The organism is Streptomyces koelreuteriae (genome assembly GCF_018604545.1).
In the GTDB taxonomy this organism is placed as follows: domain Bacteria; phylum Actinomycetota; class Actinomycetes; order Streptomycetales; family Streptomycetaceae; genus Streptomyces; species Streptomyces koelreuteriae.
Map to the genome: position 1 here is coordinate 3597580 of NZ_CP075896.1, position 13997 is coordinate 3611576.

Genomic DNA, 13997 nt, shown 5'->3' on the forward strand with positions numbered 1-13997 from the left:
CGCAAATTAAGCGCTCCGCCTTATTTGCGCGCCGCTCACTCGGCGCTGTGGCGGTCCGCGTTCGCGGTGATCGCGTCCCTCAGGTGCTCGGCGAGACCCGGGCGCATGCCGTCGTAGTGCGCCTTGAAGCGCTCGTCGGAGACGTACATCTCGCCGAAGCACCGGTGCAGCTCGTAGGGGACCTCGAAGTAGTACCCGCTGATGTGCTGCCGGTGTTCCTCGGCGAGGTCCATGGCCGCCTCACCCGACGGCTGCTCGCCGGACGACATGAGGGCCGCGTACCGCCGTCCCCAGTCGTCGACCTCGGCCTGAATGCGCTTCCAGTCCTCCTTGGTGTACGTGGCGGCGCGGCGCTGGGACTCGGCGTACGCCTGGGTGTCGCCCCAGCGTGCCTCCGCCTCCTCGCGGTACTGCTCGGGGTCCTTGTCCCCGAAGACCTCGAAGCGCTCCTCGGGAGTGAGATCGATGCCCATCTTGCGTGCCTCCATGGCGTGTTCCACGGCCGTCGCCATCTTTCGCAGCTGCTCGATCCGGGCGGTCAGCAGTTCGTGCTGCCGGCGCAGGTGGGCGCGCGGGTCCGCTTCCGGGTCGTCGAGCAGGGCGGCGACCTCGTCGAGGGGGAAGCCGAGCTCGCGGTAGAACAGGATCTGCTGCAGCCGGTCGAGGTCGGCGTCGCTGTAGCGCCGGTGGCCCGCGTGGCTGCGTTCGCTCGGGACGAGCAGGCCGATGCCGTCGTAGTGGTGCAGTGTGCGCACCGTGACGCCGGCGAAGCCCGCGACCTGTCCCACCGAGTAGCTCACTTCCGCTCCCTTCCTTCTTTCGTTCTTCACGGTCGGGCCTCACGTCGCGTGAGGTGCAAGCGTGTTTGCGCTTTGTACGCTTTTGATCCGTTTATCGTGTGCCCGTGGTCCAGGACTCCGCGCGGCAGGCGCCCTCCGTCACTCCCGCGACCCCCGCCCGTGCGCTGTTGCCGTCGATCCTGCCCGCCCTGGCCGTGGGGGTGATCTGCAGCCTGCTCCTGGTGGGGGTGGAGGTCGCCGCCGAGCAGCTCGAGGACGTGCTGTGGCAGAACCTGCCGGACGCCCTGGGGATCGGCCGGTACTCCGTGGCGTGGATGTTCGTGATGCTGGTCTCGACCGGCATCGCGGTCGGGCTGGTGGTGTGGAAGGTGCCGGGGCACGCGGGCCCCGATCCGGCCACCCTGGGCCTCGACGCCCCGGTCCTGCCGCCCGTGGTGCTGCCGGGACTGGTGCTGGCGACGGCGCTGATGCTGGCCGGGGGGCCGAGCCTCGGCCCGGAGAACCCGATCATCGCCGTGAACGTGGGCCTCGCGGTCTGGCTGGGCGGCAAGGCGATTCCCCGGGCGCCGGGGCGGATCTGGCCGGCACTGGCCGAGGCGGCGACGCTCGGCGCGCTGTTCGGCACGCCGGTGGCCGCCGCCCTCGTGATCTCCGAGGTGCTGGCCCGGCAGGAGACCCGCGGACTGCTGTGGGACAACCTGTTCGCGCCGCTGACCGCCGCCGCGGCCGGGTCCCTGACCGCGAGCCTCGTGGACCACCCGAGCTTCGACCTGGACCTGCCCCCCTTCGGGCAGCCGGGCTGGTCGGACCTGCTGGCGTCGGCCGTGGTGGCGTGCGTGGGCGCGCTGCTCGGCATGTGCGCCGTGCGCGCCCTCCCCTATGTCCACAGCGCCTTCAAGCGGCTGCGGCACCCGATGCTGATGCTCCCGGCGGGCGGGGTCGTGCTGGGCGCTCTCGCGGCCGTGGGCGGACATCTGACGCTGTTCAAGGGACTCGACGAGATCGCCGAGCTGGCACACGACCCGGACGGCTGGTCGGCCGGGGAGTTCGCCGTCATGACGGTGGTGAAGCTGGCCGCGCTGGTGGTGGCCGCGTCCTGCGGGTTCCGCGGTGGGCGGATCTTCCCGGCCGTGTTCGTCGGCACCGCCCTCGGGCTGTGCGCGCACGCCCTGGTGCCCGGGGTGCATCCGTCGGTGGGGGTGTCCGCAGGGGTGCTCGGGGTGCTGCTGGCGATCACCCGGCAGGGCTGGATCAGCCTCTTCGTCGCCGCGGTGCTGGTGATCTCGCCGGGGATCCTCGCCCTGCTCTGCGTCGCCTCACTGCCCGCCTGGCTGCTGGTCACGGGCCGTCCGCAGATGCAGCTGCGGACGGACGGGACATCGGTCCGCTGACCCAACGACCCCTCTGGAGACTCCCTTGCCGCTCAACGATGGCATCCGCCGGGCCGGCGAACGCCGCCTGTCCGTCAACCCCTTCTACGGCGCCGCCAACCCGCTCGGCGACATGGCCGAGGCCCCGCCCACGCACCGGCTCCCGGACCAGCCCGTGGCCCCGGCGACCGCCCACCAGCTGGTACGCGACGAGCTGATGCTCGACGGCAACGCGCGGCTGAACCTCGCCACCTTCGTCACCACCTGGATGGAGCCCGAGGCCGGGCTGCTGATGGCGGAGTGCCGGGACAAGAACATGATCGACAAGGACGAGTACCCGCGCACGGCCGAGCTGGAGCGGCGGTGCGTGGCGATGCTCGCCGATCTGTGGCACGCGCCCGACCCGGCGGCGGCCGTGGGGTGTTCGACGACCGGGTCGAGCGAGGCGTGCATGCTCGCCGGGATGGCGCTGAAGCGGCGCTGGACGCGGCGCAACACCGACCGGTACCCGGCGGCCCGGCCCAATCTGGTGATGGGCGTGAACGTGCAGGTCTGCTGGGAGAAGTTCTGCAACTTCTGGGAGGTGGAGGCCCGTCTGGTGCCCATGGAGGGCGAGCGGTTCCATCTGGACCCGCAGGCCGCGGCCGAGCTGTGCGACGAGAACACCATCGGGGTCGTGGGGATCCTGGGCTCGACCTTCGACGGGTCCTACGAGCCGATCGCCGAGCTGTGCGCGGCGCTGGACGCGCTGCAGGAGCGGACCGGGTTCGACATCCCCGTGCATGTCGACGGGGCGTCCGGTGCCATGGTCGCGCCGTTCCTCGACGAGGACGTGGTGTGGGACTTCCGGCTGCCGAGGGTGGCGTCGATCAACACCTCGGGGCACAAGTACGGGCTGGTCTACCCGGGCGTCGGCTGGGCGCTGTGGCGGGACGCCGAGGCGCTGCCGGAGGAGCTGGTGTTCCGGGTGAACTACCTGGGCGGCGACATGCCGACCTTCGCGCTGAACTTCTCCCGGCCGGGCGCGCAGGTCGTGGCGCAGTACTACACCTTCCTGCGGCTGGGCCGGGACGGCTACCGGGCCGTGCAGCAGGCCGCGCGGGACGTGGCCACCGGCATGGCGGCGCGGATCGAGGCGCTCGGCGACTTCCGGCTGCTGACCCGGGGCGACGAGCTGCCGGTGTTCGCCTTCACGACCGCGCCGGACGTGACCTCGTACGACGTCTTCGACGTGTCCCGGCGGCTGCGCGAGAGCGGCTGGCTGGTGCCCGCGTACACCTTCCCGCCGCACCGGGAGGACCTGTCCGTGCTGCGGGTGGTGTGCCGCAACGGCTTCTCGGCGGACCTCGCCGAGCTGCTCACCCAGGACCTGGAACGGCTGCTCCCGGAACTGCGCCGCCAGCCGCGCCCCCTGACCCGGGACAAGGGGGCTGCGACCGGGTTCCACCACTAGCGGGCGTCGTCGTCCTGGAGCACTCCGACGAAGGGGGCGCCCTCGCCCGCGAAGGTGTAGGCGCCGGAGCGGATGCGTTCGATGAGGTCGCGGGTCCACTGGGCGCCGGTGTCGGCCGAGTGGACCCAGAAGTTCATGATCTCGCCGATGTGGCCGAGCTGCTGGGGGCCGCCCTCGGGCAGATAGTCCTCGACGACGGTCGCGCGCCACTCCTCGATGGACCGCACCCGCTGCTCCAGGAGGCCCAGGGCCTCCTCGCGGCCGAGGTCCACCATGAAGCCGAGCGCGGTGGTGAGGACGTCCGGCTTCTGGTCGTAGGCGGTGAGCGACTGGCGGAGCAGGGTGAAGTACTCCGCGGTGCCCTGCTCGGTGATCTCGTACTCCGTACGCGGCGGGCCCCCGGCCGTGGACGGGGCGATCTCGTGCGCCACCAGCAGTCCCTGCTTCGCCATCTGCTTCAGGGCGTGGTAGATCGAGCCGGGCTTGGCGTTGGACCACTCGTGAGCGCCCCAGTACTCCAGGTCGCCCCGGACCTGGTAGCCGTGGGCCCGCCCGTGCTGGCGGACCGCGCCGAGCACGAGCAGGCGGATCGCTGACATGGGGTCCAGGTTAGGACCCGGCCGTCTCCTGATCCTCCGCGGCCACCAGCTCGAAAGCGGTCCTGCCGTCCAGCGACTCGCGGATGATGTCGGCGTGCCCGGCATGCCGGGCCGTCTCGCGGATCAGGTGGAGGCACAGCCAGCGCATCGAGAGCAACTCGTCCTTCGGGTTCCAGGATGTCCTGGGCAGCTCGAAGGTGTCGTCGAGGCTGGGCACCGCGCGGATGAAGGCCTCCGTCTCGGCCGCCACCTTCTCGTAGTACGCGAGCTGCGACTCCACGTCCTCGTCGCCGACCAGCACGAAACACTCGTGCCAGTTCGACTCGTCGCGGTGCACCGCCGGCCGCTCGCCCTTGGCCCGGGCGATCCAGCCCTGCTCGACCTCGGCGACGTGCTTGAGCAGACCGGCCAGGGACAGCTCGCTGGCGCTGGGGCGGGAGGAGGCCTGCTCCTCCGTCAGGCCGAGCAGGGCCCGCCGGATGCCGCCGCGCTGCTCGGCGATGAAGTTCAGGAGCGCTCCGCGCTCGTCGCCGGGTGCCTCGGGTCCCACGTGCTTCACCATGGACGGCCGCCTCTCGTCGGTTGGCCTGCTGCGTGACGCCTGCTGTCCGGCGTCTGCTGTCCGGCGCCTGCTGCCTGACAAGGACGAAACTACGGACCCTTGCGGTCAGGTTCTGTCCGCAAGGGTCCGGGTCCGCGCCACCTCTGCCTACTGCTCCAGGTACAGGCTCAGGTGCTGTCCGGTGTGCGAGTGCGCCGCCTTCGCCAGTTCGGCGGGCGTGCCCGTGAAGACGATCTCGCCGCCGGTGTTGCCGCCCTCGGGCCCGAGGTCGATGACCCAGTCGGCCTGGGAGATCACGGCCAGGTCGTGCTCGATGACGATGACGGTGTTGCCCCGGTCGACGATCCGGTTCAGCAGGCCGACGAGGTTGTCGATGTCGGACAGGTGCAGGCCGGTGGTGGGCTCGTCGAGGATGTAGACCGTGCCCGAGCCGGAGAGCCGGTCGGCGAGCTTGAGCCGCTGGCGTTCACCGCCGGACAGCGTGGCCAGCGACTGGCCGAGGCCGAGGTAGCCGATGCCGGTCTCGATCAGGGCCTTGGTCTTGGCGCGCAGCGGGCCCGAGAGGAAGAACTCCCCGGCCTCCTCGGCGGACATGGCCAGGACGTCCGCGATGTTCTTGCCGCGCACCCGGTGCTGGAGCACCGACTCCTTGAAGCGGCGGCCCTCGCAGACCTCGCAGTGCGTGGTGACCGGGTCCATGTAGGCGACCTCGGTGATGAGCAGGCCGCGGCCCTCGCACTCCTCGCAGGCGCCCTTGGAGTTGAAGCTGAAGAGGGAGGCGTCCTCGCCGCTGGCCTTGGCGAAGAGCTTGCGGATCGGGTCCATCAGCTTGAGGTAGCTCGCCGGGGTGGACCGCGAGGAGCGCGGGATGGGCGACTGGTCGACGAAGACGGACCCCGGGTACTGGTCGCGGAAGGCGTGGGCGATCAGGGAGCTCTTGCCCGCGCCCGCCACTCCGGTGACGGCGGTGAGGACACCGCAGGGGATCTCGGTGGAGACGTTCTTCAGGTTGTTGGCCGTGGCATTCCTGATCGGCAGGGTCCGGCCCCAGGGGCGGGGGTTCTCCTTGATGCCGCCGGTGCGCCGCAGGCCCTGCCCGGTCAGCGTGTCGCTGGTGCGGAGTTCGTCGTAGGCGCCTTCGAAGACGATCGTGCCGCCGTGCACACCGGCCCGCGGCCCGATCTCGACGACGTGGTCGGCGACGGCCATGACGTCGGGGTCGTGCTCCACGACGAGGACCGTGTTGCCCTTGTCGCGCAGGGCGCGCAGCAGGTCGTTGAGCCGGCTGACGTCGCGGGGGTGCAGGCCGACGCTGGGCTCGTCGAAGATGTAGGTCAGGCCGGTCAGTTCGCTGCCGAGGTGGTTGACGAGCTTGAGGCGCTGGCCCTCGCCGCCGGAGAGCGAGGTGGTGGACCGGTCGAGGGTGAGGTAGCCGAGGCCGATGGCCTGGATCTGCTCCAGCGTCTCGATGATGGTGGTGACGAGGGGGGTGTCGAGCCGCTCCTTCAGCGTGGCCACGACGCCGATGAGGTCGCTGACCTGCATCTGCGCCCAGTCGGAGATGTTGTGGCCGTCGATGCGGGTGGCGAGTGCCTTCTGGTTGAGGCGGGCGCCCTCGCAGGTGGGGCAGACGCCGTCGGTGAAGAACTCGGCGGCCTTGTCGCGGGCGGCCTTGCTCATGCCGCCGGTGTCCCGCTTGAGGTGGCGGCGGACGAAGCTGTCCACCAGGCCCTCGTAGCGCAGGGCCAGCACATTGCCGTTGGGGTAGGTCACCTCGGACGTGCCGGTGCTGCCGTGCAGCAGGGTGTGCATCTCGTCGTCGGTGTAGTCCGCGAGCTTCTTCTCGGCGTCCAGGTGCTCGTAGTTGGCGTAGAACTGCCAGTTGGCGCTGCCGACGGTGTAGCCGGGCAGGAGGATGGCGCCCTCGGCGATGGACTTGCCGGGGTCGGTCATCAGCTCGGGGCTGGGGCGGCGGGCGCGGCCGAGGCCCTCGCACTCGGGGCACATGCCCTTGGGGTCGTTGAAGGAGTAGAGCCAGGTCTGGCCGAGTCCGTCGTTGCCGTGGTTGGCGAAGAGGACGCGCATCACGGTGTAGACGTCGGTGACGGTGCCGACGGTGGAGCGGGCGTTGCCGCCGAGGGGGCGCTGGTCGACGACGACCGGGGTGGTCAGCCGGGTGACGGCGTCGACGTGGGGGCGTTCGAACTTGGGCAGGTCGTGCCGGATGTTCCAGGGGAAGGTGGCGTTGAGCTGCCGCTGGGCCTCCACGGCGACGGTGTCGAAGACCAGGGAGGACTTTCCGGAGCCGGAGACGCCGACGAAGACCGAGATCCGGTTCTTGGGGATGACGAGGGAGACGTCCTTCAGGTTGTTCTCTCGGGCACCTAAGACCTGGATGCCCTCGTCGGTTGCGGTAACCGGCGTCTGGTTCACAAATCATCCTTTCCGTGTGGGGCTCACTGCGTTCGCGTCTGCGCGCGGACGGCGCGCAGGAGTTCGGGGTCCCCCGGGTCGACCGTGGGGCCGAACCGGGCCACGGGTTCGCCGGTGGGCGAGACGAGGAACTTCTCGAAGTTCCAGCGCACGTCGCCGGTGTGGCCCTCCGCGTCGGCGCAGGGGGTCAGGGCGGCGTAGAGGGGGTGGCGGTCGGCTCCGTTGACGTCGGTCTTCTCGGTGAGCGGGAAGGAGATCCCCTGCAGGGAGCAGAAGCCGGCGATCTCCTCGGGGGTGCCGGGTTCCTGCTCGCCGAACTGGTTGCAGGGCACGCCGATGACGCTGAGCCCGTCCTCGTGGTGACGGCGGGCGAGCGCGTCGAGTCCGGCGTACTGGCCGGCCAGGGCGCACTGCGACGCCACGTTGACGATGAGCAGGGCCCGGCCCCGGTGCTGGGCCAACAGGTCGGGCTTGCCGTTGAGTTCCGCGATGGCGATGTCGAAGACGGTCATGCCGTGCACGCTAATTTCACCGACTCCAGTCGTGGTCGACGTCCCGTCGGGAGGGCTCGCGGTACGGCTGGAAGGCCGGCCGCCGGGGTGGTGGGCAGGTCGGAGGGGTGGCCCGCCGGGAGGGCGTGAGCAGGTCGAGCGATGGCCGCCGGGTGCGGCAAACCGGTTGAGGGGACGCCCACGCGGCTGACGGACGAGCCGAGGGTGGCCCCCCCCCGGGGGGTGGACAGGTGGAGGAACGGCCCACCGGGCCAGCGCACAAGCCAAGGGGTACCCCCTGGAGTCGTTGAACAAGCCGCCGGGATCGGTGGGCAAGTCGGTCGAGGGGCGGCCGCTCCGCCCGGTGCACAAGCCAAGGGGAAGCCATCCGGGATCGGTGGACAGGTCGAAGGATGGTCCGCCGGGAGCGGCAGACCGGTTGAGGGGACGCCCACGCGGCTGGGCAAGTCGAAGGGCTGCCCGCCCGGCGGACGAGCCGAGGTGGGCGGCCCGCCGAGGTGGCGGGCAGTCGAGGGGCTGTCGCCCGGCGGCGGCAAGTCGAGGGCGCGGGACGAGACGCGGAGGGCGGTCCGGCGGAGTCGCCGGGAAGTCGAAGGGCTGTACGGCGGCCGACGGGCAAGTCGCGGAGGTCGGGACTGCGAAGTCGTCGGTGAGCCGGGGGGATGTGAGCCGGTCCGGGGGATTGGCCGGCTCACATCCCCGGTTCAGGGTGTGATCACCGGCTCAGGGACCGGTACTTGCGGACGGCCAGGGGGAAGAAGACCGCGAAGATCGCGAGTGGCCAGACGAAGGACATGAGCATGGCGTGTTCGGCGATCCAGGAGGTCCCTCCGACTCCGGGGTTGCCGAACAGTTCTCGGGTGGCGTGGGCGGTGGAGGAGAGAGGGTTCCACTCGGCGATGGTCGCCAGCCAGCCCGGCATCATCTCCGGGGAGGCGAAGGTGTTGGCGACGATGCCGAGCGGGAAGAGCAGGGTGTAGACGGCGGAGGCCGCCTCCGGGGTCTTGATGATCAGGCCGAGGTAGATGCCGACCCACAGCAGGGCGAAGCGGAGCAGGAGCAGGAGCGCGAAGGCGCCGAGCGCCTGGGCGAAGCCGTCGCTCCAGCTCCAGCCGGCGATGACCCCGCAGCCCATGAGGATCATCAGGACGACGGTGCTGTAGAGCATGTTGACGATGCTCTGCCCGATGACGACCGAGGCGGCCGACATGGGCATGGAGCGGAACCGGTCGGTGACGCCCTTGGAGGCGTCGGCGGTGACGCCGGCCATGGTCTCGCCGATGCCGAAGGCCATCGACATGACGAACATGCCGGGCATCAGGAAGTCCATGTAGTCCCCGCCGCCCTCGACCTGCATCCCGCTGCCGAAGATGCCGCCGAAGAGCAGCACCATGAGGATCGGGAAGGCGAGGCCGGCGAGGATCTGGGTGGGGTTGCGGGCCCAGTGGGACAGTCCGCGGAGCGTGAGCGTCCAGGAGTCCGCGAGGACCCAGCCCAGTTTGGCCAGCGGGTTCCTGGGCAGTTCGGGCGCGATGATCGCGGTCATGACTGGGCGACCTCCTTGAGGCTCTGCTCGGCGGACGTGGCCGACCTGTTGCCGGTCAGGTTCAGGAACACCTCGTCGAGTGTGGGCCTGCGCAGGGCGATGTCCTCGGCCTCGATACCGGCGTCGTCGAGTTCGCGGGTGACCGCGGTGAGGGCGGCGACCCGGTTGGCGACGACGACGCTGACGCGCCGGTTGTCGGCGTCCGTCTCCGGCTCGGCCCGCAGCAGCGCGCCGATCATGCGGCCGGCCCGCTCCAGGTCGTGGGAGCGGCGGAGCACGACGTCGATCCGGTCTCCGCCGATCTTGTTCTTGAGCTGGTCCGGGGTGCCGGACTCGACGACCCTGCCGTTGTCGATCAGGGCGATCTTGTCGGCGAGCTGGTCGGCCTCTTCGAGGTACTGGGTGGTCAGCATGACCGTGCGGCCCTCGGAGACCAGGCTCCGGACGGACTCCCAGACGTCGTTGCGGCCCCGCGGGTCGAGCCCGGTGGTGGGCTCGTCGAGGAACAGCACGGACGGGGCCAGGATGAGACTGGCGGCGAGGTCGAGCCGCCGCCGCATACCGCCGGAGTACTGCTTGGCCGGCTTTCCGGCGGCCTCGGTCAGGCCGAAGCGCTCCAGCAGTTCGTCTGCTCGGCTCTGCGCGGTGCGCTTGCCGATGTGGTACAAGCGCCCGAACATCACGAGGTTCTGACGGCCGCTCAGATCCTCGTCCACCGCGGCGTGCTGCCCGAGGAGGCCGATGCTGTAGCGGACCTGCGCCGACTGGGTGGCGACGTCGTAGCCGGCGACGCGGGCGATGCCCTCGTCGTACTTCAGCAGGGTGGAGAGGATGCGGACCGCGGTGGTCTTTCCGGCGCCGTTCGGGCCGAGGAGGCCGTAGACGACGCCTCGGGGTACCTCCAGGTCGAGTCCCGCGAGGGCCTCCTTCTCGCCGTATTTCTTCTTCAGAGCTTCGGTCTGGATCGCCAAATCGGCGCCGCCCATGCCCGCCCCTTCTTTCGGGTGCTCAAATTTGGGTACCCGGCGAGCATAGAGGAGGGCGGCCCGGATATTCAAGTTTTAGTACCCCCTCGTGTGCCCCCCGTCGGCGCCCTCCTCCGGGGCGTCCCAGTGGTCGCGGTGGGCGGCGTACCACTCGACCGTCCCGCGCAGTGCGTCGTCCAGCGACCAGCGCGGCGCGTAGCCGAGTTCGCGGCGGATCTTGGAGTCGTCCACCGCGTAGCGGAAGTCGTGCCCCTTGCGGTCCGCGACCCGCTGCACCAGGTCCCAGTCGCGCCCGCAGAGCGCGAGGAGACGGCCGGTCATCTCCTTGTTGGTCAGATGGGTGCCGCCGCCGATGTTGTAGATCTCCCCCGGCCGGCCCGCGTCCAGCACCAGCCGCACCGCCCGGCAGTGGTCGTCGACGTGCAGCCATTCCCGCAGGTTGGAGCCGTCCCCGTAGAGCGGGACCGGCTGCCCGTCGAGGAGCCGGGTGACGAACAGCGGGACCAGTTTCTCGGGGTGCTGGCCGGGGCCGTAGTTGTTGGCGCACCGGGTGATGCGCACATCGAGGCCGTGGGTGCGCCAGTACGACCGGGCGATCAGATCGGCCGAGGCCTTGGACGCCGCGTACGGGGAGTTGGGCAGCAGCGGCTCGTCCTCCGTCCAGCGTCCCTCGGCGATGGAGCCGTACGTCTCGTCCGTGGAGACCTGGACGAAGACGCCCGTCCCGTGCCGCAGCGCCGCTTCGAGCAGGGCCTGTGTGCCGAGCACGTTGGTGCGGACGAAGGCCTCGGCGCCCGTCACCGAACGGTCCACGTGCGACTCCGCGGCGAAGTGCACCACCGCGTCATGGCCCGGGAACACCTTGTCCAGCAGCGGGGCGTCGCAGATGTCGCCGTGCACGAAGGTCAGCCGCGGGTCGTGCGGGGGCAGGTTGTTCAGCGTCCCCGCGTAGGTGAGCTTGTCCACGACGGTCACCCGGTCGTCCTCGTGCCCCGGGTAACCGCCGCTCAGCAGTGTTCTGACGAAGTGCGAGCCGATGAAACCGGCCGCACCGGTCACCAGGATGTTCACGCTTCTCCCGTCCTCGTCCCGTCAGCGTGCCGCGACCGGCGCCCGGTGACGCGCGGTCAGCTTCTCCAGCGTCGGCACCACTTCGTTGGGGCTCGGCGCCGACAGCATGGCCAGCCGCAGCCGCCGCGCGCCTTCCGTGAACGCCGGGTCGTCGAGCACCCGGACGAGCTTGTCGCGCAGGATGTCGACGGTCAGGCCGTCGGAGTGCAGATGCAGCCCCGCGCCCAGCTCCTCGACCCGCTGGGCCCGGTAGATCGCGTCCCACATCCAGCCGAGCGCCACCTGCGGCACCCCGTAGGCGGCGGCGGTCGCCCAGGTGCCCGCGCCACCGTGGTGCACGATCGCCGAGCAGGTGGGCAGCAGCCCCAGCAGGGCGACGTGGTCGACGACCCGCGTGTTGTCCGGCACCCGCGACACCTGGGCGAGTTCCTTCTCCCCGAGGGTCGCCACCACCTCCACGTCCAGGTCGGCCAGCGAGGCGAACACGTCGTTCACGTCGACCGCGTTGGGGAACTCCGTGTCCCGGATGGTGAGCCCGAGGGTGAGGCAGACCCGGCGGCGCTCCGGCGGGCGGCGCAGCCAGTCCGGTACGACGGCCGGGCCCGGCCCGTTGTACGGCACGTAGCGCGTGGGCACCGTCGGCAGCCCCAGCTCCATCCGCACCCCGGCGGGCATCTGGTCGACCGACCACTGTCCCGTGACCACGTCGGGGTCGAAGGCGGCCCCGTGCCGGTCCAGGGTGTACGCCAGCCACTCCTCCAGCGGGTCGTCGCGCAGCTCCGCGGGCAGGTCCGCCTGGCGCCGGCGCAGCGTCAGATGGGTGTTGGCGAAGAGGTCGGGGAAGGCCAGCAGCCGGGCGTGGGCGGCCCCGGTCGCCTTGGCGGCGATGGCCCCGGCGAAGGTGAAGGGCTCCCAGAGCACCAGGTCCGGCTGCCAGAACCGGGCGTAGTCGACGAGCGCGTCGATCATCGAGTCGTTGTTGATCTGGGCGTAGAAGGTCGCCGTCAGCATGGCGTTCGACGCCCGCAGGAAGTCGAGGCTCAGCCGCTCGGGCCGGTTCTCCAGATAGTCGCGGTCCAGGTGGTGCATGAGCATCCCCGGACCGACGGTGGGGATGACGGCGTCCATCCGGTGGTTCTCGCCCACCGGTACGGCCGTCAGACCGGCCCGGGTGATGCTCTCGACCGCGGCCGGCTGCCCGGCCACCCGGACCTCGTGCCCGGCGGTCCGCAGCGCCCAGGCGAGCGGGACGACGCCGTTGAGATGGGCGTCCTGTGCGAAGGCTGTCAGCAGTACACGCACCGCGGTGCTCCTCCCCTGGTGTGGGCCGGGCCGGTCATGCGACGGGGAAGCGCAGGACGCCGTGCAGCGCCGCCGAGCGCATACGGCGCAGTACCTCGGCGTTCGTGCGCAGGGCGGGCCGGAGCGCGGTCAGGGCGCGGACCGCTGCCTCGGTCTGGACGCGGACCAGCGCGTCGGTGACCGGGGCGGCGGGGCCGCCGAGGAGGGTGAGCGACCGGTCGCCGTCGCTCCGGCCGGGCGTGAAGGCGTCCGGGTCGGCGAAGGCCTCCGGGTCCCGGTTGGCCGCGTCGACGAGCACCACCACACGGCGGCCCTCCTCGATCGTCTTGCCGTCGAACTCGGCCTGCTCGCGGGCGATACGGCTCTCGAACCGCAGCGGCGGAGCCAGCCGCAGGGCCTCCCGCACCGCGGCCGGGGCCGCCGCCGATTCCTGCCCGATCCGCTGCCACTCCTCCGGGTGCGCCAGCAGCACCTCGACGGCGTTGCACACGGCGGTCGCGGTGACCTCGACGCCCACCACGACGGCCAGCGCGCCGATCGCGACCGCGTCCTCGGGCGACAGCCCGGCGAGACCGGTGGCACGGCCGGCCTCGACCAGGCCGGTCAGCTCGGCGGACAGGCCCGATACGGCGGTGAGCAGCGACCGGGCGGTCCCCAGCTGCTGCGGGCAGTGGCCGGCGTCGAGGGCGGTGGCGAGGCCCGCGTGCAGTTCGGGCAGGCGCTCGCGGGTCTCGTCGGGCAGGCCCAGCAGCTCGGCGACCACGCGCAGGGCGGCGGGGACGGCGAAGTCCCGGTACAGGTCGAAGCGTTCGCCCGCAGCGGCGAGCGTCTCGCGGTAGGCCGCCTCGATCTGCGGCGCCCGTGCCGCGAGGGCCTCGGCCGACAGCAGCGGCGCGGAGACCTCGGCGAGCGTGGCGTACGCGGCCGGGTCGAGGTTGAGGCGGGCGTCGTCCAGCGGGACGACATGGCACAGCAGGGGGTTGTCCCAGACGTCGACGCCCGGGTGGGACTGCGGCCCCTCCTCGACATGGCGCGGGGAGAACCGCGGGTCGTCGAGGACACGGGCGCCGAGTTCGCGGCTCGCGGTGACCCACGCGCCGACGCTGCTCTCGTGCAGGCCCTGTTCACGGGCGCGTGCCCCGTGGTCGAGCGGGTCGTCGTCACCGGCGCGCAGGATCATGGCGAAGGGGTCGCCCTGGGCGCCGAAGATGAACTGCACGCCTCGGATGGTCAGCAGATGCCGGCCCAACTCGCTGTTGGTCTGATCGGTCAGCATGACACCGTCCTCGAAGGAAGAAGAAGGGCGAAGAGAGAAGAGGGAAGAGGGAAGCAGCAGGGGCGAAGCGCCACCGGCGACGCTAGG

The 13997-nt window shown here is 71.1% G+C and carries 12 protein-coding genes; 2 read left to right on the forward strand and 10 right to left on the reverse strand.

Features of this window, described 5'->3' with window-relative positions:
* Positions 1-35: 35 nt before the first annotated feature.
* Positions 36-800, reverse strand: coding sequence for a MerR family transcriptional regulator (locus tag KJK29_RS16000; RefSeq protein WP_215119839.1), 765 nt, complete (start codon positions 798-800; stop codon positions 36-38).
* A 104-nt stretch (positions 801-904) separates the two neighbouring features.
* Here KJK29_RS16000 and KJK29_RS16005 point away from each other — a divergent pair, with 104 nt between their 5' ends.
* Positions 905-2191, forward strand: coding sequence for an ion channel protein (locus KJK29_RS16005; protein ID WP_215119840.1), 1287 nt, complete (start codon positions 905-907; stop codon positions 2189-2191).
* Between the two features lie 25 nt (positions 2192-2216).
* Positions 2217-3623 carry a glutamate decarboxylase gene (locus KJK29_RS16010; RefSeq protein ID WP_215119841.1) on the forward strand — a complete coding sequence of 469 codons (1407 nt, stop codon included), beginning with the start codon at positions 2217-2219 and terminating at the stop codon, positions 3621-3623.
* Here KJK29_RS16010 and KJK29_RS16015 read toward each other — a convergent pair.
* From KJK29_RS16015 to KJK29_RS16055, 9 genes are all read right to left on the reverse strand, one after another.
* The gene (locus tag KJK29_RS16015; RefSeq protein WP_215119842.1) at positions 3620-4222 is read right to left on the reverse strand and encodes a PadR family transcriptional regulator; all 603 of its coding nucleotides are present in this window, start codon (positions 4220-4222) and stop codon (positions 3620-3622) included. The two genes, KJK29_RS16010 and KJK29_RS16015, sit on opposite strands and share 4 nt — an antisense overlap.
* A gap of 10 nt (positions 4223-4232) precedes the next feature.
* Positions 4233-4784 (reverse strand): DinB family protein, encoded by a 552-nt coding sequence (locus KJK29_RS16020; RefSeq protein ID WP_215119843.1) that lies wholly within the window; start codon positions 4782-4784, stop codon positions 4233-4235.
* Positions 4785-4931: 147 nt separating this feature from the next.
* A complete protein-coding gene (locus tag KJK29_RS16025) occupies positions 4932-7217 on the reverse strand; it encodes an ATP-binding cassette domain-containing protein (RefSeq protein WP_215119844.1) in 2286 nt (761 codons plus the stop codon).
* A 23-nt stretch (positions 7218-7240) separates the two neighbouring features.
* Positions 7241-7729, reverse strand: coding sequence for a glutathione peroxidase (locus KJK29_RS16030; protein WP_215119845.1), 489 nt, complete (start codon positions 7727-7729; stop codon positions 7241-7243).
* Positions 7730-8444: 715 nt separating this feature from the next.
* Positions 8445-9275: an ABC transporter permease gene (locus tag KJK29_RS16035; protein ID WP_215119846.1), complete on the reverse strand. Its 831-nt coding sequence runs from the start codon at positions 9273-9275 to the stop codon at positions 8445-8447.
* Positions 9272-10261 carry an ATP-binding cassette domain-containing protein gene (locus KJK29_RS16040; protein ID WP_215119847.1) on the reverse strand — a complete coding sequence of 330 codons (990 nt, stop codon included), beginning with the start codon at positions 10259-10261 and terminating at the stop codon, positions 9272-9274. The genes KJK29_RS16035 and KJK29_RS16040 overlap by 4 nt, the downstream gene beginning before the upstream one ends.
* A gap of 75 nt (positions 10262-10336) precedes the next feature.
* Positions 10337-11332 carry a dTDP-glucose 4,6-dehydratase gene (gene rfbB, locus KJK29_RS16045; protein WP_215119848.1) on the reverse strand — a complete coding sequence of 332 codons (996 nt, stop codon included), beginning with the start codon at positions 11330-11332 and terminating at the stop codon, positions 10337-10339.
* A 21-nt stretch (positions 11333-11353) separates the two neighbouring features.
* Entirely contained in the window at positions 11354-12634 is a 1281-nt protein-coding gene (locus tag KJK29_RS16050) for an activator-dependent family glycosyltransferase (RefSeq protein WP_215119849.1), read from the reverse strand.
* A gap of 34 nt (positions 12635-12668) precedes the next feature.
* Positions 12669-13910 carry a cytochrome P450 family protein gene (locus tag KJK29_RS16055; protein ID WP_215119850.1) on the reverse strand — a complete coding sequence of 414 codons (1242 nt, stop codon included), beginning with the start codon at positions 13908-13910 and terminating at the stop codon, positions 12669-12671.
* Between the last annotated feature and the right edge of the window lie 87 nt (positions 13911-13997).

What these genes read in the sequence shown, in the direction of transcription:
- KJK29_RS16015 (WP_215119842.1), bottom strand. Translation starts at nt 4,222, where the DNA reads ATGTCAGCGATCCGCCTGCTCGTGCTCGGCGCGGTCCGCCAGCACGGG.
- KJK29_RS16020 (WP_215119843.1), bottom strand. Translation starts at nt 4,784, where the DNA reads ATGGTGAAGCACGTGGGACCCGAGGCACCCGGCGACGAGCGCGGAGCG.
- KJK29_RS16030 (WP_215119845.1), bottom strand. Translation starts at nt 7,729, where the DNA reads ATGACCGTCTTCGACATCGCCATCGCGGAACTCAACGGCAAGCCCGAC.
- KJK29_RS16035 (WP_215119846.1), bottom strand. Translation starts at nt 9,275, where the DNA reads ATGACCGCGATCATCGCGCCCGAACTGCCCAGGAACCCGCTGGCCAAA.
- KJK29_RS16040 (WP_215119847.1), bottom strand. Translation starts at nt 10,261, where the DNA reads ATGGGCGGCGCCGATTTGGCGATCCAGACCGAAGCTCTGAAGAAGAAA.
- KJK29_RS16055 (WP_215119850.1), bottom strand. Translation starts at nt 13,910, where the DNA reads ATGCTGACCGATCAGACCAACAGCGAGTTGGGCCGGCATCTGCTGACC.